Genomic DNA, 22,599 nt, shown 5'->3' with positions numbered 1-22,599 from the left:
GGGGCACCCGCGGGGTGCCCCACCTTCACGAGCGCCGCGCCCCGGCTCGCCCGCTCGGCCCAAAGGGAGAAATGTTGTCTTTCCTGCAACATTTCTCCCTTTCTTTTGGCCCCTACGGGGCAAATGTTGCAAAAACCTCAACATTTTTGCCCTTCGGCGGCCGTATGTTTGATAAATGTTGCACTTTATGCAACATTTCATTCGCCCGGCCCGCCAGTCCCCCCGAAATGTTGCACAAAAGTCAACATTTCGGGGCATCCACCCGCCCGCGTGCGGACTTCACTCTGCGGGCACACACCGGCTTGCCCTCATTGCGTATCCCTCGCAGGAAGGTGCCGGTTTGGGACCGAAGGCTACGGTTACGGGCACCAGCCCAGGGGACAAGTCCTTCGTCGCCGAGTCCTGCCGCCTCCCGAACATGCCCGCCCTTAAGGACTCTCTCTCGTGTACGACTCCACCACCGTATCCTATGTCCCTCTGCCAAGCCTCGTTCACCGCCCTCTGCCTCACGCTTCGTCCTACCGCAAACTAAACTCTACCCAGCCAAGGACTCATCCCAGTCACAAACTCCGCCTTGCACAAATTTCACCCCGCACAAACTCTGCCTTGCCGACTCCACCCCGCACAAACTTCGTCCTACCGCAAACTAAACTCTACCCAGCCAAAGACTCATCCCAGTCACAAACTCCGCCTCGCACAAAGTCACCCCGCACAACTCAATCCTGCTACAAACTTCCCTTCCAAGCGCGGTCCTGCGTATAGTAGAAGCCCGGAGCGTGCAGCTTATGAACGATGGGCCGCCGGAGCTGCGCATTTCTTTTGCTCAAATAACAAAAGTATAGTAAAATACAAAAATATAGTTAACAAGATGAAGCGGAGGAACGAAACATGGAAATCGGAATCAGCACGTTCGTGGAAACAACGCCGGATGTCGTCACAGGCGAATTGATCAGTCATGCGCAGCGGCTGCGCGAGGTGGTAGAGGAGATCGTCCTGGCCGACAAAGTCGGACTGGATGTGTTCGGCGTCGGGGAGCATCATCGTCAAGATTATGCCGCTTCCTCGCCGCAGATGGTGTTGGCCGCGGCAGCGCCGCAGACGTCCCGCATCCGGCTGACCAGCGCCGTTACCGTGCTGTCTTCCGATGATCCGGTTCGAGTGTTCCAGGACTTCGCAACGCTGGATGCCCTCTCGAATGGGCGCGCGGAGATTATGGCCGGCCGGGGTTCATTTATCGAGTCCTTCCCGCTGTTCGGGTACGATTTGAACAACTATGAAGAACTGTTCGAGGAGAAGCTGGATCTGCTGCTGAAACTGCGTGAGTCGGAAAAAGTAACCTGGCAAGGCAAGCACCGTCCAGCGATCCACAACTTGGGCGTCTATCCGCGTCCTGTGCAAAATCCGCTTCCGGTATGGATCGGCAGCGGAGGCAATACCGAATCCGTCATTCGTGCCGGAGTGCTCGGCCTGCCGTTGGTGCTGGCGATCATCGGCGGCCGGCCGGTTCAATTTGCACCGCTCGTGAAGATTTACAAGCGTGCCGCCGCTCAGGCTGGGCATGATGTCTCGAAGCTGACAGTCGCCTCGCATTCGCACGGCTTCGTTGGAGAACGCCAAGACGTAGCGGTGGAAAAGTTCTTCCCTTCGACCCAGGCAGCCATGAACGTGATCGGACGGGAACGCGGCTGGGGCCACTACGGCCGGGCCAGCTACGATGCAGCCCGCAGCCTGGAAGGAGCGCTGTATGTCGGCGATCCGGAGACGGTGGCGAACAAGATTATTTACCTGCGCAAACAGGTTGGTATCACCCGATTCATGCTGCACTGTCCGCTTGGGACGATGCCGCATGAGGATGTCATGCGTTCTATAGAGCTTCTCGGCACGGAGGTAGCTCCGCGGGTGCGCGAAGAAATCGCCCGTTGGGAAGCTGCCGGCGGGGATACGGAGTAAAGGGAAGGGGAGCGTACAGCTCCGCAGGAACCAGATCTTGACCAGGCTTAGCCTAGCCTAGCCTGGTCAGTATCGGTACTGGTGCCGATGCCAGTACAGTGCCACTACCAAACTGGCACCCGCACTGTGCTGGTGCCGTTCCAGTATTCTAGCCCTAGCTGCACCCGATCCCACATCTGCACCTGATCTACACTCGCGCCTGACCTCCACCGGCACCTACTCTCGTACCCGCCCCGGCACCTACTCCAACGTCCTTACCTGCCCCAGACCTTCACCCGCACCTTACCAGCTCCTCCTGTACCTGACCCACACCGCACCTGTACTCGCACTGCACCTAGCCCACACTGTACCTGACCCACACTGCACCTATACTCGCCCCCAGCACCTCCCCGTACTTGCAGCCATACCCGCACCGTACTCGCTGACCCACACTGCACCTATACCCACATCCGCCCCTGTTTCCACACCCGTCCCCTCACACCTCCGCTCGAAACGTCTTCCCTATCGGCTCGCCAAGGCCGAAGTAATGGCGGAAGTTATAGATCAGCGGGCTCCATTGGCGAGGGTCGATGTGATGGTCGCCGATGACTAGGTCCTGGCGGGCATGAACGGCTACGGCCCGGGTTTGGACGATCGCGAAGAAGGGTGCAGAGTCCGGCACACGGAAGTCCTCGACGACGGCTTCGATTTGCAGCGGGCACTCGCGGATACGTACGGGCTGTACCTGCTGGGAAGGGTGCGGAGTCAAGCCGCTGATCGCAAATTTATCCTTTTGATAGACAAAACCTTGCGCTGCTTTTTCACTTGGCACGGGGGTTTGTCCGGTTGTGGAGGCTAACCGCTCGACCTGTTCCCACATGGATGGATCGGGCAGGTTAATTACGCATTCCGGGCAGCGCTGCAGATTTTCAGCGGCTTTGCCGCCCAGCCCGATGCCAAGGACGAGGTGTTCGCCGAGGGCCCAAGAAGATGAGATGGGGCTGATATTAGTGCTCCCGTCTTCGTTTAACGTTGTGAGCAGGACAACGGGCGTTCCATAATACAATATTTTCGGCTGAATGAGCAAAGTGTCGTCTGACGGAGTTGTCGCTTTAGAAAAGTACAAATGAATTCCCTCCTGGTTTTCAATGGATTCCCGCTTATTGTATAATGGCAACATTACCATCGTCATCGAAATATGGAATACCATTTGAACGCGAAAGGGGGGTCTCATACGTGATGGGAGCGACATCACCAACATCACCAGCGGCTGCCATCGCCTCGCTAGTCAGCGATCCCAGCCGGTCGGCGATGCTGACGGGGATGCTGGACGGGAGATTTCATGCGGCCGGCGAGCTGGCGCGAATGGCCGGAGTTCAGGCGCAGACGGCCAGCTTTCATTTGGCCAAACTGACGGAGGCCGGACTGGTTGCCGTCGAGAAACAAGGCCGCCACCGTTATTACGGCATCGCGAACCCGGAAGTCGCCCGGGTCATGGAGTCCTTGCTGTCCATCGCCCCGCCGGCACCGGTCAGGTCGCTGCGGCAGGCAACGGAAGATCAAGCGCTTCGGTATGCTCGAACCTGCTACGACCATTTGGCAGGGAGCCTTGGAGTTCGCCTGACACAAAGCCTGGTGCGCACAGGCATTCTCGCCGAAGGAGACGGAGCGTTTGAGGTGACCGCAGAGGGCGCAGCGTTTCTGAATCACTTCGGGGTCAACCTCGAACAATCGAGGAATAAACGACGATCTTTTTCCCACAAGTGTCTCGATTGGAGCGAGCGCCGCCATCATCTGGCCGGTGCGCTGGGCAACGCGCTGCTGGAGCGGCTGCTTGAATTGGGATGGGTGGAGCGAAGTCCGCAGAGCCGGGCGGTCAAAGTTACCGCACAGGGGCGCACCGGTTTGAAGGACGTGTTTGCGTTGGACCTGGACGCAGAGGAAGAAGCCGGCTAGCTCTTGTGTACATCAAGAGATCAACGAAACAGCCAAAAACCATCTCCTACAAGTGAGATGGTTTTTTGGCTGTTTGACCTTCGTCTCCGCAGCGCATCGCTAGCCTTACTGCAGGTGCGCCCCGCCGTTTCTGGTAGTTGCCCCCAGGTTTACTCCTTGGGCAACGCGGCCCGATTATTTTATTTTGATCCGCACCCTTTTCATTGTAGCCCCAATAATCCCCAAAGCGACGCCAATCAGTAGTAACGAACCCAGCAATGAAACCCCTAGCGGGAGCTCGCCGATATACACAACGCGATTAATGAGATCCTTAAGCTCCCTGTCCCACAAGGCCTCGGAAGTCGCCAGAATCCCCAGAGCCAGGACGATGTACAGCATTCCGCCGAACTTGCCAAACCGGTAAAAGCCGATGCCGATCACATACCCTGCCAAATAGTACACCAGGGCGTTCAGCATATACACGAGTACGGTAAGCAGCCAGGAATCGTTCTCCCCCAGGATGGAAACCTTCTCCGGAGCCGGAATTAGCCAATGCTGCAAGCTGCCGAGGACCCCTACACCTCCCATCAGAACCAGAGCAACCGTTGCTGCGGCCAGAGAAGAGCCGTAGAAATAAGCGGTACGCGTCACCCCTAGTCTGGCGTAAAAGTTCAAGAAGCCGGACACCGATACAATTCCGATGACGAGCATAAACATTTTGGACGGTTGAAAAGCTAGCGTGATGAAGTTTTGCGCGTTCACTTCAATGATCACATAGACCAGGGTCACGAAGCAGAGAAACCAGGCGGCCCAGGTCAGTTGGGTGCGAGCCATGTCTGCGGCTACCCGAAGCCCGCGGTTGGCATGACGGATGGGCTGGGCTTTACTGCTCGAATTCGATTTCGTGGTCATGCGAACCCACCTCCCCGGTTAAATGGATGAACAAATCCTGCAGCGGAACCGGCCCGATATCGAGTCCTTTGTTCGCAGCGACTCTGCGCCGGGGCTCATCGATCTCCCCGTAGACCATCGCCGCCTTCGTTCCGCCGAGTTGCTGAACGTTCAACACCTTCATGCCGTGCACGAACTCGTCGACGTCCGCCGCCGCTCCGGTAATGGATGCACCACGTTCCAGCAGTTGGTCGATCGGCTCTTTCAGCAATACCCGCCCTTTATGCAAAATCACCACGTCCTCAAACAAATAATCCATCTCTGAGACCAGGTGAGTGGACAGGATCATCGTGCGCGGATGGCGGGCCTGGTCCTCCAGCAATTGCTTATAGAAAATCTCCCGAGTTGGCGCATCCATCCCGCGGTAGACCTCGTCAAAGATCGTTACCGGTGTTCGGCTCGCCAGCCCGATGACGGCATTCAGCGCCGATTGCATCCCGCTGGAGAGCTTCTTGATCGCCACGTCCTGCGGGAGGCCGAACAACCGCACCAGCTCCTCGGCATACGCCCGGTCAAAATGGGGGCGGTATCGCTCAGCCGCCTTCAGCAGGCCTTTCACTTTCTCGCTCTCTTCACTGTAGTTGGTTTCATAGACGAAGCTGATCCGGGCCATCGTCTCGGCATGCTCAAACGGGTTGTGTCCGCCGATGCGCACCCGCCCTGACGTGGGCTCCATATAAGCGGCCAGCAGCGAGAGCAGGGTGGTTTTGCCCGCCCCGTTTCGACCCAGCAGTCCGTAAATTTTCCCGGCTTCCAGCTCCAAATACACATCCGCTAGAGCGCGATGACCGCCGAAATGGACATTTACCTGCTCTAACCTCACATCAAGGCTCATTTAGGACACCCTCCTTCGCTTTCGTAATCAGCTGTTTCATTTCATCCTCGTGAATCCCCAGCTTCGCGGCTTCCCGCATCATCGGCAGGACGTATTCATCGAGAAACCGCTCCCTGCGCTGCGTCAGCAGCATTTCCTTCGCCTGTTCGGCCACAAACATGCCAACCCCCCTCTTCTTGTACAAAATACCGGCGTCGACCAGCAGATTAATGCCTTTGGCAATCGTCAGGTGATTGATTTTGTAAAATTGCACCAGCTGCGTTGTTGACGGAATTTGCTCATGTTCCTTCAACTGGTCGTTCACAATCTGGTCTTCAATGAGCTCTTTGATCTGCAGAAAAATCGGCTTCTTGTCGTCAAAAGACGGATTCAACGGGAATTCACCTCCGTGCTTTTTGATTGTTTGTTATATAGTTATATAGTCATGTATATAACTATATGAATAAAACTCCACCCCGTCAAGCACTAAATGCCTAACTTCGCCCCAAACACCTTCCGCAGTCCTCCTTCTTTTCGCTCCGAGAAGCGGCGGCTTCATCTCTAACGCTTGCCGCACAGTCCGCCCTGAGCACAAAAAAAACGGGCCGCCCCAGCCTGATCGACCGGGATAACCCGTTTACCCTTTAAATAATTTTGTCCTGCAAAAAATCCCTGATCTTCCCCAGCGTTAAGCCGGGATCCAGATTCTGCAGCAAGTAATCCGATTCCTTCTTGTGAACAACCTGTTCGGAGTAATTTCGCAAGTACTCCTCGATCACCTCGGGCGGCGCTCCCTCGCGTTCCTCGCGCAGCCGAATGTCCTCCTTCGTCACATACAGGAAAATTCGGATGACCTGCGGTCCGAATCGCTTCTGCAAGTCTTGCAAGCCTTCGTGATTCACAACAACGATCGCTGCCCCTCGCTGCTCCAGCGCATCGACCAGCTCGCGCTCCGCGATTCCGTAACTGCCGCGTTCCAGGCGGACCTGCTGGCTGAACGCTTGTCTGCTTACCATCGTTTGAAAATCCGCTTCGGCGATGAAATGGTAATGCTCGCCATCCCGCTCCCCAGAGCGAATCGCCCGCGTGGTATAGGGCAGAACATAAGGGAGGTTAAGGTCCGTGCTTAGCTGCTTGGCAATGCTTTTGCGGCCGGAGCCGCTTGTGCCGGTAATGACGATCACCTTGGGCTTCGGGATGTGATTCTCCTCCTGGGTTGTACCGCCCGGCTTATCAGGTGCTTCGGCCTTGCTGCGGGTAGCGCCAGAAGTTGTTTTCGAGCCTTTCAGCCATTTCCACATCGCGTCTCCATGCGCGTTAACCGGCTTGGGTTCATTTGCTTGCCGGCAGAACCGCACGGATTCACCTCCTTCGCCAACGTCTATACTTCCTATGTCGGCAGAAAGGAAGAATAACTTGAATGTACTCCGGGTCCGGTTACAGTCCGGCACTCAACCCAGGCCGCCGTCTTAAAATACACGCCGCGCGGTGACGAAGCGCTTTTTCCACTGACCGTCGAACGCCTCGATATGGACGCCTTGCTCCTTGGAATAGGTGTGCAAAATTTGATCATCCCCAATGTAAATGCCGACATGGCCGATGTCCAGCCCGCGTGCGCTGAAGAACAGCAGATCTCCCTTGCGCAGCTCGTCCAGGCCGACCTCCGTGCCTTCCTTGGCTTGGTTATAGGACACGCGCGGAAGCTCGATCGAGAGAATGTCCCCATATACCCGTTTCACAAAAGAGGAGCAATCGAACGTCTTCGTCTGGTCAGGGGACGCTCCGAATTCGTACGGCGTGCCTTCAAACGTTTTGCCATAGGCGATCAGCTCATCCGCCTGCTTGTCCGCCAGGGCATTGCTGCGGTAGTCCGTGTACTTCGGCTTGGCTGAGACATAACCGGAGCGCCCGTCCGGAGTGCGGACCTCCAGCCAGAGTGCGCCGGCTTCGCGAACGACATGCAGCTTGCTGCCCGCGGGGAGCAATTCCTCGTCGACCGCTTCGCTGCTTGCATCCGGCGCGCTGCGCAGGTTGACGCCCCACGCAACGGTGGTTTCGTAGGTGAGAGTCGAGGTGATCCGCACCGTACGGTGATCGCCATCCCAGACGACCTCGCAGCCCAGCGCTTCGCTTACAAACCGCAGGGGCACCAGCGTGTAACCGTTCTTGATCTGCCCGGGCACGGGCAGCGTCAAGGTCTGGCCGTTCAGCTGCGCAGTAGTGTCGCCGATGCGATATACGAGCGTCATTGGGCCTTTGGTGGCCGTGACGGTCTTGCTGGCATCGTCCCAGCCGAGCTTGGCCCCCAGCGCTTCAAAAACGTCGCGGATCGGCAGCAGAACGCTTCCGTTTACTAAGGTTGGCGGCGTTTTCGGCTGCAGCAGCTTCCCGTCGAGTTCGATGGCGATGCGGCCTGTCGAGATGGAGGCGGTTTGGGGTGTCGGACTCGCCGCCTTGGTCCCGGCTCCCGAAGCTGCAACGCCTGCGGGCTCCGCGCCGGCCGTTCCTGCTTCGGCAGACAGTATGAGAGAAGCGGCCAGCAGCCAGGTGAATCCGAGTATTTTAGAGTTGTTCGGTTTCGTCATTCTAAATCACCTATTTTCTGGATGGATTTATACAATTGGACGAAACCTGCGCGGATTTGTTGTGTGGGAAATGTTTCCTACCCCTGCATCTCCAACGGCGTCAGGCGCTCCAGGCCATTCATATATTTGCGCAAAGCAAGGGGAATTCGGATGCTGCCGTCTTCCTCCTGATGATTTTCCAATAACGGAATCAGGATACGCGGCGAGGCAACCATGGTGTTGTTCAGCGTGTAGCAGTATTGCAGCATGCCGTCGGTGTCCTTATAGCGGATGTTCGAACGACGGGCCTGAAAATCCAGCAGCTGCGACGACGAATGCGTCTCTCCATAAGCCCCGCGGCTGGGCATCCACGTTTCGATGTCGTATTGCTTATAGGTTTTTTGCGACATGTCGCCGGTGCACACCGCCATAACCCGGTAAGGGAGCTCCAGCAGTTGAAGCAGTTCTTCGGCGTTCCGGGTGATTTCCTGAAATAGACGCTCCGATAGCTCCAGATTGTTTTCGCACAGCACCACCTGCTCGACCTTCGAGAACTGATGCACGCGGTACAAGCCATGCACGTCCCGGCCTGCCGAGCCAACTTCGCTGCGGAAGCACAGCGACGCCGCGGCTAGCTTGATCGGATGGGCGACGTCCACGATTTCATGGTCGTAATACGACACGAGCGGAACCTCGGCGGTGCCGACCAGCCAGCGGTCGTCATCGGCCATCCGGTACGTCTGATCCGCGCCCAGCGGGAAAAATCCGGTGTTCACGAGCGCCTCCGAGCGAACCATTAACGGGACCTCCAGCAGGGTGAATCCTTTGGCCGCAAGGAGATCCACGGCCAGTTGCTGCACCGCCCGGTGAAGCAGCACCCCTGCGCCGCTTAAGTAGTAGTTGCGGGCGCCGGCCGTTTTGACCCCGCGGGGGATGTCGATCAGTTGGTGCAGCTCGCCTAACGCGACGTGGTCGCGAGGGGCAAACGCAAAGGTCGTCGGTTCGCCGACCCGTTTCACCTCGACATTGTCGAGATCCGATCGACCCTTGGGCGAGTCCGGCGAGACCGGATTCGGGACAAGCAGCATCCGCTGTCGATACTCGCCTTCGGCTTCCTCCAGTTCTTTCACGAGCCCGCTAAGCCGCCGGTTGAGCTGTTTGACCTCTTCTTTTAATGGGGCAGCCGCGCCCTGCTCTTGCTTCCGCAGGGAGGCCTCAATCTGCGATGTCAGCCGGTTGCGCTCTTGCCGCAAACGTTCCGTTTCCCTCAGTAGGGCCCGACGTTGATCGTCCCACCGCAAGAGCTCCGCGACCGACAACCTGATCCCTTTTTCCGCCGCCGCCGTTTGAACCTGTTCCTGGTGCTCCCGAATCCATTTGATGTCTAACATGAGTGATCCGCTCCTTTTCGTGAAAATACAAAAAGCGCTCTTCGTCCGATTGGGACGAGGAGCGCTGATCGACTCGCGGTGCCACCCAAATTGATCAAACCGGCAGGTCCGGTTCAATCCTCTTTAGTTCCGCGGTAACGGGCGGACCCGGTTAGCTTAGGGGGAGAGGTGCGCGCGTAGGATACACGGGCTCCCCTTGACGAAAACGCCTCCGAGTTGGATGCTCTTCATAGGCATAATTCCGAAATTTGATTTGTATAGCAGTATAACGTAAATGAACCACGATGTTCAAGAGGGAGAGGATGCGGGATGAAAAAGTTACTGCTTGCCGGCTTCGAGCCTTTTGGCGGCGAACCCATCAATCCGGCGATTGAAACGGTGCGGCGGCTGCGGGGCTGCGAGGTCGGTTCTTATGAGGTTGTAGGTCTGGAGCTGCCGACGGTGTTCGGCCAATCCCTTGAGCGCCTCTTGGAGGCGATTAAGGAAACGGAACCGGAGGTGGTGATCGCATTGGGACAGGCGGGTGGACGCGAGGGGATCTCGTTCGAGCGGATCGCGGTCAACTTAAGCGATGCGGCCATTTCCGACAATGCGGGAAACCAACCGGTCGACGTTCCGGTTGTGCCGGAAGGCCCGGCAGCGTATTGGACCACGCTGCCGGTCAAGCGCCTGGCGGATCGGCTGGGGGCCGTGGGAATCCCCGCATCGCTGTCATTGTCGGCCGGCACCTTCGTGTGCAACCACCTGTTTTATGGGCTGATGCACCATATCGCCGTCAGCGGCAAGCCGATCCGGGGCGGGTTCATCCATGTCCCCTACTTGCCGGAGCAAGCAGAGCGCCATCCCGGCACCCCAAGTCTGTCACTGGAGCAGCTCATCGCTGGATTGAAGGTGGCGATTGAGGGGTTGGAGGCCTAGCTCTGGAGAGTGGGCAAGCTGGTAGGGAGGCGAATAAGCTGGAGGCGGGCAGGTAGTTGGTGGGCAAGTAGATGGTAGGTGGCGGATGTGTTGCAGGTAGTCGGGAGGTAGGTGGATGTGTTGCGGGCAGGCAGGTAATAGGCGGTAGGCAACATTATGCCCCTTTCGTCTTGCCACCCGGGAGAAATGTTGCCTGATTTACAACATTTGTAGTTGGCAAACAAGTAATTACCAGGGGGTAGCACAGGCGGAAGGATGTAACTAAGCAGGTGGATGGCAATAGGTGGAACACAGCGAGTGAATAAGGGGCAGACGGAGGAGACGATGGAGAGTAGGTGGGGAGTAGATAGTTTAGTAGATGGGTAGTAGGTGGTCAGTAGAGGGTGGTTAGTAGATGGGTAGTAGGTGGTCAGTAGAGGGTTAGTAGATAGTTAGTAGAGAGGCAGTAGACAGACGGTCACAGGTGAGAAAGTTGCTAGTCAGGGAACAGGCAGGGAGGAGAAGCCTGGCTGGCGGTGTAAGATCAGGAAAAGTTGCAAAAAGTGCAACATTTGTGCGTCGATCGGAGGGATCAAGGCCCCAATGTTGCATAATGTGCAACAATTTGATGGGATTCTGGCGAAAAGGGGCAAAAATGCTGCATTATTTGCAACATTCTACCCCTTTCGTCTTGCCACCCGGGAGAAATGTTGCCTGATTTACAACATTTGTAGTTGGCAAACAAGTAATTACCAGATGGTAGCACAGGCGGAAGGATGTAACTAAGCAGGTGGATGGCAATAGGTGGAACACAGCGAGTGAATAAGGGGCAGACGGAGGAGATGATGGAGAGTAGGTGGGGAGTAGATAGTTTAGTAGATGGGTAGTAGGCGGTCAGTAGAGGGTGGTTAGTAGATGGGTAGTAGAGAGGCAGTAGACAGACGGTCACAGGTGAGAAAGTTGCTAGTCAGGGAACAGGCAGGGTAGGAGAGGCCTGGCTGGCGGTGTAAGATCAGGAAAAGTTGCAAAAAGTGCAGCATTTGTGCGTCGATCGGAGGCACCGAGGCCCAAATGTTGCATAATGTGCAACAATTTGATGGGATTCAGGCGAAAAGGGGCAAAAATGCTGCATTATTTGCAACATTCTACCCCTATCGCCTTGCCACCCGGGAGAAATGTTGCCTGATTTACAACATTTCTCCCCCTCCCTGAGGAGGAAGGCCTATGGCCGTGACGCCTTCCCCGCGCCCGTAGGGCCGGTTAACACATCCTGTGCTGCTTTTTGGGTTCATCTACTGTATTGCATGCAGCAGCACCTTACGCCCGGCTTCCCGGAAGGCATCCATCGCTTGCAAATAAGGATGAGGCCCGTAGCTGACCCGGGCGACACCTAACGCTGCCAACTCGCGCAGCGAAGGCGATGCCGCCGTGCCAACCATGAGGTTCAGCGGGAGCGGGCTCGATGGGCCCAACAAGGCGATCCGCTCGGGCTCGTTCAGGCCCGGCAGGAAGATCCCGTCCGCCCCAGCTTCTGCATAAGCGCGAGCACGGCGAATCGCCTCATCCATCTGCGCATCCCCGGGCACGGCGGCGGCATCGGGTTGAAAGAACACATCGCAGCGAGCGTTGATAAATAGGGGAATGCCGGCTTCCTCCGCGGCTTCCCTGGCGGCAGCGATCCGCCGGCTTTGTTCCTCCACGCTGTACAAGCCTTCCCCGCCGATTTTTTGATCTTCGAGGTTGATGCCAACGGCTCCGGCTTCAAGAATGAGACGTACGTGTTGACCAACTTCGGCCGCGCTCAATCCATACCCGCTTTCGATGTCGATCGTAACCGGCAGATCAGGGATCACGCGGACAATCCGCTCCAGGTTGGCCAACACCAGCTCGAAAGGCAGCTTCTCGCCGTCCTCGTAGCCGTGGGCTGCGGCGACGGACCAGCTTCCCGTCGCAATCGCCTCGGCCCCGGCTTCCTTCATCGCCAAGGCGCTCCCGGCATCCCAGACATTAAACAGCACCAGAGGTTGTCCGGGCACATGCCGTGCCTTAAACCGGCGAGCCTGCTCAATTCGCGTGGTTCGAGTAGACATCGTACGACTCCCCCTTCCGTTGCTCATGCTTGAGCAGCCAGCTTTTGCGGGACAGTCCGCCGCCGTATCCCCCAAGATCCCCGTTGGCGTTGATAACGCGGTGACAGGGGATGACGAGGGCGAGTTGATTCGCCCCGTTGGCCTGGGCAACCGCGCGGAAGGCTGTCGGACGACCGACCTCGGCCGCCAGCTCGGCGTACGAGCGCGTCTCCCCCGGAGGGATCTCGCGGAGCCGAGCCCAGACCTGCTGCTGAAACGGCGTGCCGAGCAGGCGCAGCGGGGTGGCGAACTCGGTCAATCGCCCCTCGAAGTACAGGGCGAGTTCCCGCTCGATCGAGCGGATGGGGCCGGTGACGCCGGGGATCACCGCCGATTTCGTCCGCAGGCGGAGCCGTTCGACTTCGCGCTCAAGCCCGCGGCGATCGACGAACTCCAGCAGGTACAACGCCTCCTCATCGGCGATGGCGATCATCGGCCCCAGCGGCGTATCGAGCCACGCAGCCCGCAGTACCTTGCTCTCTTCCAGGCGGGTCGGCGCAGCCCCCATAATTCGGGAGAATGCGTCCCGGAATCCGCTGCTCGATTCGTACCCCGTAGAGAGCTGGGCGTCAATCACCGGCAGCCCGGAGCGAATGTTCCCCAGTGCCAGGCCCATGCGCCGGGCGCGAGCGTATTCGACGAAGGTCATGCCGAAGCGCTTCTTGAATTGGCGGCGCGCGGTGGAGGCGTCGACGGACAACTGCCGGAAATCCTCGTCCCTCCAGCGCTTCTCCGGATGAGCTTCCACCGCTTCCACGAGCTGACGAACCAAATCAGATACCCGGTTCGGATGGGATAGCGGACGACAACGTTGGCAAGGACGGTAGGAGGCGAGCAGCGCTTCCTTGGCCGTTTCGTAAAACTCACAGTTTTCGAATTTCGGTTTTCGTGCTGGGCAGGTGGGGCGGCAGAACACGCCGGTGGTTTTGACGCCGACGTAGAATACCCCTTCGTATTCCGTATTTTTCTCCAGCAACGCTTGATAATATTCTTCCTTTCGTTCGACGGGAATCATCTAGGGTCAGCCCTCCTTGGCTTTCATCTTGGTGCCCTTATTATATCGTCTGCAGCGGGGGGATGCCGCCGAAAATCAGGCATTTATTTTCCGGTCAAGACTTCCATTGTAGGCGGGGGCGATTTGTTATATGATATCATGGTAAATTGGGCGAACGCCCTGGATTTTCGGGGGATGTCCGTGTAATCTGGCACAGGTCATATCACTTGAAACCAGCCTCACAGCATTTCCCATCAGCGGATTTAGCTTGTAACGATCAATAAATGAAAGTGTGGAGGAAACGATGTATCCTAAAGACTTGAACTATAGAATGCCGGCCGAATGGGCGCCGCACGAACGCACTTTCATCTCCTGGCCGGTGCAGGAGTCCATGGTTTATCCCGACCGGTACGCCGAGGTGTGCAACGGGTATGCGGAATTCATTACCGCGATCGCCGAGTTTGAACCGATCACCGTTGTGGTGAACCCGGATGATTTGCCTAAGGTGAAAGCTCGCTTCGAGCAGGACCCGAACACCGATCGTATCGCCTATCTGCCGATCGAGCATAACGACGCCTGGCTGCGCGACAACGGCCCGACGTTCCTCGTCCATCCGGAAGGGGAGTTGGCCGGAGTGAACTGGGGATTTAACGCCTGGGGCGGTAAATACTCGCCGTGGGATCTGGACGATGCGGTAGCGCCGCAAATTCTGGAAGCCCTCAAAGTGAAGCGGTTTGATGCGCCATTGGTGCTGGAGGGCGGCTCCATCCATACGGACGGCGAAGGCACGCTGCTGACCACCGAGGAGTGCCTGCTGAATCGGAATCGCAACCCGCAACTGAGCCGGGAAGAGATCGAGGCAGCGGTGAAGAACTTCGTGAACGTCGATCACATCATTTGGCTGAAACGCGGCTTAAGCGGGGACGAAACGGACGGTCACATCGACAACGTAGCTTGCTTCGCCGCCCCGGGCAAAGTCATCCTTCAGGTGTGCGACGATCCAAGCGACGACAACTACGCTATTACGCAGGAAAATATCGCCATCCTAAGCGCAGCAACCGACGCCCAAGGCCGCAAGCTGGAGATCATCCCGATCCCGCAGCCGCCGCAGGCGTTCTACGAGGACAGCCGGTTGACGCTGAGCTATTTGAACTTCTACTTCGTCAACGGCGGGATCATTTTGCCGGTCTTTGGCGGAGCTGCAGCGGAAACCGACCGCCAGGCCGTTCAGGTCCTGAGCGAGACGTTCCCGGATCGCAAGATCCGTACCGTCGACGGCATGGCCATCATCCGCGAGGGCGGCAATGTGCATTGCACCACGCAGCAAATGGCGGCAAGACGCTCATAATTTTTTCGCGAAAGGGGTTCGATCATCGACATGAGAAACGTCAAAGTGGCAGCGACGCAAATGAGCTGCTCGTCCAATAAAGAAGAGAACATCGCCAAAGCCGATCGGCTGGTTAGACAAGCGGCGGCGCAAGGGGCACAGATTATTTTGCTGCAGGAGCTGTTTGAGACCCCTTATTTCTGTCAAAAAGAGAAGTCCGACTACTACGTCTACGCGACCGAGCTGGAGGAGAATGCGGCGATTCAGCATTTTCGCAAGGTGGCCAAGGAGCTGGAAGTGGTTCTGCCGATCAGCTTCTATGAGAAAAAGAACAACGCCCGCTACAACTCGCTGGCCGTGATTGACGCTGACGGCGAGGTGCTGGGCCGTTACCGTAAGAGCCATATCCCGGACGGGCCGGGGTATGAGGAGAAGTTTTATTTTAATCCGGGCGATACCGGGTTTAAAGTGTGGAAGACCCGTTACGCCAAAATCGGCGTCGGCGTCTGCTGGGATCAATGGTATCCGGAAGCGGCCCGCTGCATGGCGCTGATGGGCGCGGAACTGCTGTTCTATCCGACGGCAATCGGTTCCGAACCGCAGGACGGCTCGATTGACTCCAAGGATCACTGGCAGATGTGCATGCTCGGGCATGCTGCGTCGAACCTCGTGCCGGTCATTGCTTCGAACCGCATCGGCACCGAAACCGACGAAGATTCGAGCATCACGTTCTACGGCTCCTCCTTCATCGCCGGGCCGCAAGGCAACAAGGTCGCGGAAGCCGACCGGACGGAGGAGACCGTACTCGTGGCGGAATTTGACCTCGATCAGTTGGAGATTCAGCGCATTGAATGGGGGATCTTCCGCGATCGCCGGCCGGATCTGTACAAGATCATCACCTCGTACGACGGCGAGCTTCGCATCGACTAACCGCATAGGCAGCGTCAGATCGTGACGGCCCCCAATCCGCCGTGTTTGGTGATTGGGGGCTTTTGTCGATTGCGCCGCACCCTTGCGGATTCAGGCATATTTCGATCATGGTGGAAGCATCTCTATGATACAATCAGGTACGTTCAAGTGCGGGCAACGTTATACCTAACTAGCCCGGACGTTCATAGAAAGAAGGGATAAGCTTGGCACGTTCGTTGTATTTGGCATTAATTCTGCTCAGTTTGATTTGGGGCGGCTCCTTTTTCTTCATCAAAATCCTGCTGCCCGACTTCGGCCCCTGGACGGTAGCGTTCCTGCGCTCCGCCTTCGGGCTGGCGACGATTACGGGCGTGATGCTCGTCCTGCGCAAGCCGTTTGGGTTCCGGGCGATTCCTTGGCCGGCAATGGTCGTGATGGCGCTGATTAACACGGCGATTCCGTGGGCGTTGATCGGATTCAGCGAGACGCGGCTGACGAGCAGCCTGGCGTCGGTGCTGAATGCCACAACCCCGCTCTGGACGCTGGTGGTGGGCGTCTTGTTCTTCCGCGTCGCCACGAGCCGCATGCAGTGGGCGGGGATGGGGATCGCCTTCCTCGGGTTGCTTGTGCTCGTCGGCGTCAGCCCCTCCTCCCTCGCTTCGGTGGATCTGCTCGGATTCAGCTGCATGCTGGCGGCAACGTTCTGTTACGCCGTCGGCTCGCATCTGTCCAAACGGCTGTCCGGCGGGCTAACGATGTACCAGGTCACCTTCGGCACGTTGATCAGCGCGATGGCCGGCAGCGGTCTCATGGCGCTGATCGCCGAGCGGGACTCGCTGGCCCCGCTCGCCAAGCTCCCTACGCTTGGCGCGGTGATGGGTCTGGGCGTATTGGGTTCGGGGGTCGCCTATATCCTGTTCTATTTCATGGTGCAAAAAGGCTCCGCACAATTCGCCACCACTGTGACGTATCTCGTTCCCGCCAGCGCAATTATTTGGGGCTTTACGCTGCTGAACGAACCGGTTAGCTGGCGTCTGTTGGCCGGACTGGTGTTCATCCTTGGCGGGGTGTATCTGGCGAACCGAAGCGGCTCGCGCAGCGCCGGGCAGCAAGCCGGGTCCCGGTCGGACACGGCAGGTACTGCCCCGGATGCGGCGGCGACGGTTCCCGGCGGCGAACCTTCTCGGTAACGCGTAGGTCGAAGTAACCTTATGACAGGTCAGGGCTGCTATGAACCGCTTGCCGATCCGGCAAGCGGAACCATTCGTCCAGGTCGAACCGGGGTTCTCCTCGCCAATGATGCCATTCATTGGTTCGGGGATCGTAGTTATAGTCCCTGGCCCAGTCCCGGCCTTGGGCGACCGTTTGACGGAGCGCATATCCCATATAGGCAATCTCGTCGACTGTCATCATGGGATGCAGGGAGATTCGCACCCAGCCGGGTTTTGCGGTGTGGTTGCCGCCGGCGATCTGGCGAGCGATACGCTGGGAATTGGCCCGATCAATGCCGAGCAGATAGTGACCGTACGTTCCCGCGCAAGAGCAGCCGCCGCGCGCTTGAATGCCGAATCGGTCGTTCAGCAGCTTGACGAGCAGATTGTAATGAAGCGGCTCGCAGGTGAACGAGACGATGCCCAGCCGTTCGCGGCTCAGCCCGCCCAGCACGCTCAAGCCCGGAACGGCTTCGAGTTCCGACAACAGCCGGTCCGTCAGCTCCCGCTCCCGGCGCAGCATGCGCTCGGTGCCCATCTGCTCCTTGAGCCGGAGACATAACGCGGTACGGGCCGCCTGCATCACCCCCGGCGTGCCGCCATCCTCCCGCGCTTCGGCATTGGACAGATACTGAATATCGCCCCACGGGCTGGTCCAGGACACCGTGCCGCCGCCCGGGCGGTCCGGCGATGCGCCTGCGCATAACCCCGCATCCATAACCAGCACCCCGCCGGTGCCGGGGCCGCCCAGGAATTTGTGCGGGGAGAAGAGGATGGCGTCAAGCCGCTCTTCCGGGGCTCCCGCCGGATGCATGTCGATCGGCGCGTACGGCGCGCTGGCGGAGTAATCGATCACGCAACAGCCGCCGTGCTGATGCATCACCCGAGCGAGCTGGCGAATCGGCGTAACGAAGCCGGTGACGTTGGAGCAAGCGGTGAACGCTCCGATTTTGATGCGGCGATCCCGGTAGCGGCGGAGCAGGAAGTCCAGTTGATCGGGGTCAACTCGGCCGTTCGCCCCCGGCGGGATGCAGACGACTTCGCCGATCGTTTCTGCCCAGGAGATGTGGTTGGAGTGATGCTCCATGTGGGTGACGAAGATGACGGGCCGCTCCCGCCCAACCATGCCGCCCCGGGAGGCAGCCCGCCATCCTGTCGGTGCCTTCAATCCGAGCAACCGCTGCAGCTTGTTCACCGCTCCTGTCATCCCCGTCCCCTCGAATAGCAGGATGTCGCTCGGACCGGCGTGGACGTGGTGCTTTACTATCCGCTTAGATTCTTCATAAACGGTGGTCATAGCCGTTCCGGTCAAGCTGGCGGCGGTGTGGGGATTGCCTGCGAGCGGGCCCAATTCCTCGGCCAGCTTCCTCTCGATCGGCCGATACAGGCGGCCGCTGGCTGCCCAATCGGCATACAGCAGCGTTTGCGTTCCGTACGGCGTCACATAGCGGTGGCGGTAGCCGATCGTATTTTTACGGTAAACCTCAAATTCCAATTCCTCAATCTCCTGCAAACCGATTCTCCCCCTGTTAGGCAACTGTAATCTCGCTTTAGGTTATGTGTATTCGCCCAGGGGGGTTAGGGTTAATGAGAGAGTTCGAAAAACGTCCACAATGAGGACGAGGCGATTGCTGCAAGCAACTTCAACTTCAAATAAACAGCTGAATGTCCGATTCCAGCGCATCCCGCAGGTAGGTTTGAGCATCGATGATCTCCAGCTCGGGGAGGAACTCCTCCGGCTTGAAACCCATGATGTCAACCGAGAGCTTGCAGCCGTAGAATTTGATGTTTTTCTTCCGGGCCCCCTTCAGGAAATGGATGAGCCGCGGAGCTTCCTGATCCTCGATCATTTCATTCAGCATCCATTTGCCCAGCCCGCTGTAATTCATTTTCGAGAGCGGCAGCTCGTCCGGCCCTTTGGGGGTCATCCAGGTCATCAGCTTTTCGTACAACGTCTTGTCTTCCAGCGTCATTTTCTCCGGATCACGTACCAGAAACAGCCCCCAGAAGGCAAAAAACATCGTCACCTCCACGTCGATATCCCGCGCGCTGTTCGCCAGAATCAGCCCGGCCATTGCCTTATCGTAATCCCCGCTGAACATCAGCAAATTCATTCTTTTTTGCGCCAATGCGGCCCGCCTCCATTATTCGTAATTTGGATGAATCTGACATTAGTATGGTTTTTGGAAGGAGGACTATGCTTCGTTCAACAATCGCTCAAAATTCACGGCCCTTGATTTCGAAAGTACCTTTGGGGTACCCTTTCTTTACGCATCTGCAACAGAACAGGCGGATCACGTTATGAATTTCGAGGTGAGAAGTGTTGAAGAGATATAGGTTAGGGGTGGCGGTTGCGCTCGTCATGCTCCTTCTTGCCGGCTGCAGCTTGGACCCGGTCAACAAGGCGATCACCCAACTGAGACCGGCCGAACCCCCGGAGGCTTCACGCAATACGGAAGGTTCCTTCACTGCAGAGCTCTCGGTTCCGAAGCACGCCGGATTGGACGAGACGTTCACGCTGATTGCCAGCCTGCACAATCTGTCCAAAACCCGCTTTGAACTGCAGAGCCGGCCGCGAGTGTTCCACTATCTGATCGTGGATAGCGCGGGAAACCGGGTGAGCACGAGCACTGAGGCGGACCATGCGGTGGTTCGCAGCATGGGGGGAGAAACGGATATCAACGAGTTTTTCGAAACCCGTATCGACCGCATAGGCACGTATGAAATTTATGCAGTTGCCGAATTTTCGGTCAAGGAAGACGGCGTATACAAGGACCTTTCGTACGAGACGGAGCATCATCGTATCGAAATCGGACCTTACAGCTGAAGAAGAGCAGACCCGGAGGATCCAAGGGATCCGCGGGATCTGCTCTTCTTGATTGGTTTAGAAATCGAAGTTGTCAGGATCCGGTCCGATTCGCAGGTTGGCGTCCAACGCGCTGATCCGCGCCATATCCTCCGTCGTTAATGCGAAATCGAATACGTTTGCGTTCTCGACAATCCGATGCGGCCGGGTCGACTTCGGTATCGTAACCACGCCGTTCTGCAAATCCCAGCGAAGGATGATTTGCGCGACCGATTTGCCGTAGTGGCGAGCAAGCTCTTGCAGGAAAGGATGATCCAGCAATTGCCCTTGCATCAGCGGGGACCAGGCTTCCATCTGAATGCCGTGCTGGCGGCAGAAAGCTTGTACTTCCTGCTGGGTCAAACGAGGGTGGTATTCGACCTGGTTGACCATCGGCACGATCTCCGCGTCCGCCATTAAGTCTTCCAGATGATGGACCTGGAAGTTGCTGACGCCGATCGCTTTGACTTTTCCAGCCTTGTAGAGCGTCTCCAGCGCTCGCCAGGCGTCTTTGTATTTGCCTGCCACAGGCCAGTGGATCAAGTAGAGGTCGAGATAGTCCAATCCAAGCTTGCGCAGGCTCGTTTCATAAGCGGCCAGCGTCTCTTCGTATCCGAGGTCGGCATTCCATACCTTGGAGGTGACGAACAGCGCGTCACGCGGAATGCCGGCTTGCTGCAGGCCTTCGCGGATGCCTTGTCCGACGCCCGATTCATTCCCGTAGATGGCGGCGGTATCGATGCTTCGATAGCCGTGGGCCATCGCGGATTTGACCGCATCCACGAGTTCGGGGCCTTCCTCAACCTGGAAGACGCCGAGGCCCAGCCAAGGCATCTTCACTCCGTTATGCAGTGTAGTGGTATCGTGCAAATGGGTGATCATAATAAATGAACCTCCTTAAGAATGTGGTGTTGAATAGAGCATTTCCGGTTGGTCTTTCCTCTCCAGGACGCGGCTCCAACCGGTGAGCAGCACGGCGGCAGCGACCATCAGTGCGCCGATCCATGAGGTATGGATGAGGCCGATTGAATCAGCGATAACCCCGCCCAGATAAGATCCTAGCGCAATTCCGGCGTTAAAGGCCGCGATATTGATTGCAGAGGCGACGTCAACCGCAGACGGGACGAAACGCTCCGCCAGCATGACGACGTACACCTGCAGCCCCGGCACATTCATGAAGGCCAACAGCCCCATGAGGAAAATAGTCGCCAAGCCGGCAACCTTAAATGGTGCCGTAAACAGCAAGGCCAGCAGGATGAGGGCCTGAGCGATAAACATATAGAATAAGGCTCGAACCGGCTGCCGATTGGACAGCTTGCCGCCGATCATGTTGCCGATGGCGATGGCGACGCCGTAGACGAGCAAGATCACCGCGACGGCGTTTTCCTTAAATCCGGTAATCTCCAGCAAGATTGGCGACAGATAGGTGTAGACGACAAAGGTGCCGCCGTAACCCAAGGCAGTGATCAAGAACGACAACAGCAGCCGTCCGTTCCGGACCAGCTGTACCTGGTCGCGGAACGCGGTTCGCGTCCCTTTTCGCAAGCCGGATGGAATCAGCAGGCTGTTGGAGATTAAGCCCAGCAGCCCCACGGCGACGATCAGGATAAATGCGGCGCGCCAGCCGAGCTGCTGACCGATAAAGGTACCGAGCGGCACTCCGGTAACGGTCGCAACGGTCAGGCCGGTGAACATGATCGAGATGGCGCTGGCCCGGCGGTGTTCCGGTACCAGATCGGCGGCGATCGTTGATCCGATCGACATGAACACGCCGTGCGAGAAGGCGGAGACCACCCGGGCTGCGAGCAGCATGCCGATGCCGGTCGCCGCCGCAGCCAAGGCATTGCCGATCATGAACACGATCATGATCCAGAGCAGCAGTGTCTTGCGTGACATTCGCGCCGTGAACGAGGTGAGAACCGGCGCCCCGAAGGTCACGCCTAACGCATATAAGGAAACGGTCAGCCCCGCTGTGGTTGTGGAGATATGCAGATCTTCCGCGATCAAGGGGAGCAGCCCCACGCTGATAAACTCGGTTGTCCCAATAGCAAAGGCGCTGATGGCCAAGGCGAGCAGCGCCAGGATACTTCGTTGTTTATCCATAACCCTTTCTTTGAACCTCCCTGTCATGATGTGGATATTAGGATATCGTCGTTCGGCAAGGGACTTATGCAGAAGCGAGCGACAAATGCTATTATGGGAGATAGGGTCGATTTTGAGAAGTACGTACTTTGAAGTAATATAGGCACTAGAAAGTAGGATAGGTACATTTTTGTGCCTATGAAAAGGAGCCATCGCGATGAAAGCGAAGAAATACAATATATCCGTGGAAGCCACGCTGGAGGTGATCGGCGGGAAGTGGAAATGCGTGATCCTGTGCCACCTGACGCACGGCCGGAAGCGGACCAGTGAATTAAAACGTTTAATGCCCGACATCACCCAGAAAATGTTGACCCAGCAGCTGCGCGAGTTGGAGGCTGACGGGGTGATTCGCCGGATCGTCTACCAGGAGGTTCCGCCTCGGGTGGAATATGAGCTAAGCGATTACGGGGAGAGTTTAAGCGGGATATTGGATGCGCTGTGCGCTTGGGGGGAGCAGCATATCCGCAAGGTTTACGGCAGCTATGATGTTCTGGACGAGAACGTGTTAAACGAACATTTGAAATCTTGAAGCGTCATTGGTTATGCTGTCCATGAAAAGGA

The 22,599-nt window shown here is 57.5% G+C and carries 21 protein-coding genes; 8 read left to right on the top strand and 13 right to left on the bottom strand.

The window, feature by feature from the left end:
* Positions 1-888: 888 nt before the first annotated feature.
* Positions 889-1,950 carry an LLM class flavin-dependent oxidoreductase gene (locus BN3795_RS07420; RefSeq protein ID WP_068784046.1) on the top strand — a complete coding sequence of 354 codons (1,062 nt, stop codon included), beginning with the start codon at positions 889-891 and terminating at the stop codon, positions 1,948-1,950.
* A 475-nt stretch (positions 1,951-2,425) separates the two neighbouring features.
* Here the strand turns inward: BN3795_RS07420 and BN3795_RS07415 are convergent, their stop codons facing one another.
* A complete protein-coding gene (locus BN3795_RS07415) occupies positions 2,426-3,055 on the bottom strand; it encodes a flavin reductase family protein (protein WP_232729869.1) in 630 nt (209 codons plus the stop codon).
* A 113-nt stretch (positions 3,056-3,168) separates the two neighbouring features.
* Between BN3795_RS07415 and BN3795_RS07410 the strand changes: the two genes are divergently transcribed.
* Positions 3,169-3,885, top strand: coding sequence for an ArsR/SmtB family transcription factor (locus tag BN3795_RS07410; protein WP_068784045.1), 717 nt, complete (start codon positions 3,169-3,171; stop codon positions 3,883-3,885).
* Between the two features lie 174 nt (positions 3,886-4,059).
* On the opposite strand, the gene BN3795_RS07405 is transcribed toward BN3795_RS07410, so the two are convergent.
* The 6 genes from BN3795_RS07405 to serS all read right to left on the bottom strand — a co-directional run bounded on the left by BN3795_RS07405 (position 4,060) and on the right by serS (position 9,584).
* Positions 4,060-4,776: a hypothetical protein gene (locus BN3795_RS07405; RefSeq protein ID WP_068784044.1), complete on the bottom strand. Its 717-nt coding sequence runs from the start codon at positions 4,774-4,776 to the stop codon at positions 4,060-4,062.
* Positions 4,748-5,650: an ATP-binding cassette domain-containing protein gene (locus tag BN3795_RS07400; protein ID WP_068784043.1), complete on the bottom strand. Its 903-nt coding sequence runs from the start codon at positions 5,648-5,650 to the stop codon at positions 4,748-4,750. The genes BN3795_RS07405 and BN3795_RS07400 overlap by 29 nt, the downstream gene beginning before the upstream one ends.
* The gene (locus BN3795_RS07395) at positions 5,640-6,023 is read right to left on the bottom strand and encodes a GntR family transcriptional regulator (RefSeq protein ID WP_068784042.1); all 384 of its coding nucleotides are present in this window, start codon (positions 6,021-6,023) and stop codon (positions 5,640-5,642) included. The genes BN3795_RS07400 and BN3795_RS07395 overlap by 11 nt, the downstream gene beginning before the upstream one ends.
* 250 nt (positions 6,024-6,273) lie before the next feature.
* A complete protein-coding gene (locus tag BN3795_RS07390) occupies positions 6,274-6,987 on the bottom strand; it encodes a guanylate kinase (RefSeq protein ID WP_232729868.1) in 714 nt (237 codons plus the stop codon).
* A 111-nt stretch (positions 6,988-7,098) separates the two neighbouring features.
* A complete protein-coding gene (locus BN3795_RS07385) occupies positions 7,099-8,214 on the bottom strand; it encodes a C40 family peptidase (protein ID WP_068784041.1) in 1,116 nt (371 codons plus the stop codon).
* Between the two features lie 77 nt (positions 8,215-8,291).
* The gene (gene serS, locus BN3795_RS07380; RefSeq protein WP_068784040.1) at positions 8,292-9,584 is read right to left on the bottom strand and encodes a serine--tRNA ligase; all 1,293 of its coding nucleotides are present in this window, start codon (positions 9,582-9,584) and stop codon (positions 8,292-8,294) included.
* A gap of 309 nt (positions 9,585-9,893) precedes the next feature.
* Here serS and pcp point away from each other — a divergent pair, with 309 nt between their 5' ends.
* A complete protein-coding gene (gene pcp, locus BN3795_RS07375; protein ID WP_068784039.1) occupies positions 9,894-10,502 on the top strand; it encodes a pyroglutamyl-peptidase I in 609 nt (202 codons plus the stop codon).
* A gap of 1,271 nt (positions 10,503-11,773) precedes the next feature.
* On the opposite strand, the gene BN3795_RS07370 is transcribed toward pcp, so the two are convergent.
* Both BN3795_RS07370 and BN3795_RS07365 read right to left on the bottom strand, forming a co-directional pair.
* On the bottom strand, positions 11,774-12,571 hold the full coding sequence (locus BN3795_RS07370; RefSeq protein ID WP_068784038.1) for an isocitrate lyase/PEP mutase family protein: 798 nt from the start codon (positions 12,569-12,571) through the stop codon (positions 11,774-11,776).
* A complete protein-coding gene (locus tag BN3795_RS07365) occupies positions 12,546-13,625 on the bottom strand; it encodes a bifunctional transcriptional activator/DNA repair enzyme AdaA (protein WP_068784037.1) in 1,080 nt (359 codons plus the stop codon). The genes BN3795_RS07370 and BN3795_RS07365 overlap by 26 nt, the downstream gene beginning before the upstream one ends.
* A 283-nt stretch (positions 13,626-13,908) precedes the next feature.
* Between BN3795_RS07365 and BN3795_RS07360 the strand changes: the two genes are divergently transcribed.
* The 3 genes from BN3795_RS07360 (at position 13,909) to BN3795_RS07350 (ending at position 17,030) form a co-directional block, all read left to right on the top strand.
* A complete protein-coding gene (locus BN3795_RS07360) occupies positions 13,909-14,952 on the top strand; it encodes an agmatine deiminase family protein (RefSeq protein ID WP_068784036.1) in 1,044 nt (347 codons plus the stop codon).
* Positions 14,953-14,982: 30 nt separating this feature from the next.
* Positions 14,983-15,861: an N-carbamoylputrescine amidase gene (gene aguB, locus BN3795_RS07355; RefSeq protein ID WP_068784035.1), complete on the top strand. Its 879-nt coding sequence runs from the start codon at positions 14,983-14,985 to the stop codon at positions 15,859-15,861.
* A 203-nt stretch (positions 15,862-16,064) separates the two neighbouring features.
* Positions 16,065-17,030 (top strand): DMT family transporter, encoded by a 966-nt coding sequence (locus BN3795_RS07350; protein WP_068784034.1) that lies wholly within the window; start codon positions 16,065-16,067, stop codon positions 17,028-17,030.
* Between the two features lie 19 nt (positions 17,031-17,049).
* On the opposite strand, the gene BN3795_RS07345 is transcribed toward BN3795_RS07350, so the two are convergent.
* Positions 17,050-18,564, bottom strand: coding sequence for an aminotransferase class V-fold PLP-dependent enzyme (locus BN3795_RS07345; protein ID WP_110945066.1), 1,515 nt, complete (start codon positions 18,562-18,564; stop codon positions 17,050-17,052).
* Positions 18,565-18,700: 136 nt separating this feature from the next.
* On the bottom strand, positions 18,701-19,165 hold the full coding sequence (locus BN3795_RS07340; RefSeq protein WP_068784081.1) for a DsrE/DsrF/DrsH-like family protein: 465 nt from the start codon (positions 19,163-19,165) through the stop codon (positions 18,701-18,703).
* A gap of 209 nt (positions 19,166-19,374) precedes the next feature.
* On the opposite strand from BN3795_RS07340, the gene BN3795_RS07335 reads away from it, so the two are divergent.
* Positions 19,375-19,878, top strand: coding sequence for a hypothetical protein (locus BN3795_RS07335; RefSeq protein ID WP_198524666.1), 504 nt, complete (start codon positions 19,375-19,377; stop codon positions 19,876-19,878).
* A gap of 57 nt (positions 19,879-19,935) precedes the next feature.
* On the opposite strand, the gene BN3795_RS07330 is transcribed toward BN3795_RS07335, so the two are convergent.
* Both BN3795_RS07330 and BN3795_RS07325 read right to left on the bottom strand, forming a co-directional pair.
* Positions 19,936-20,778, bottom strand: a complete 843-nt coding sequence (locus tag BN3795_RS07330; RefSeq protein ID WP_068784031.1) for an aldo/keto reductase — start codon at positions 20,776-20,778, stop codon at positions 19,936-19,938.
* Positions 20,779-20,793: 15 nt separating this feature from the next.
* Positions 20,794-21,999: an MFS transporter gene (locus BN3795_RS07325; RefSeq protein WP_068784030.1), complete on the bottom strand. Its 1,206-nt coding sequence runs from the start codon at positions 21,997-21,999 to the stop codon at positions 20,794-20,796.
* Between the two features lie 196 nt (positions 22,000-22,195).
* Between BN3795_RS07325 and BN3795_RS07320 the strand changes: the two genes are divergently transcribed.
* Positions 22,196-22,567, top strand: coding sequence for a winged helix-turn-helix transcriptional regulator (locus BN3795_RS07320; RefSeq protein WP_068784029.1), 372 nt, complete (start codon positions 22,196-22,198; stop codon positions 22,565-22,567).
* The last annotated feature ends 32 nt before the right edge of the window (positions 22,568-22,599 follow it).

This window comes from Paenibacillus phocaeensis (assembly GCF_900021165.1).
GTDB lineage: Bacteria > Bacillota > Bacilli > Paenibacillales > Paenibacillaceae > Fontibacillus > Fontibacillus phocaensis.
The sequence above is the reverse complement of the archived record's forward strand: the minus strand, read 5'-3'. Positions and strand labels throughout refer to the sequence as shown.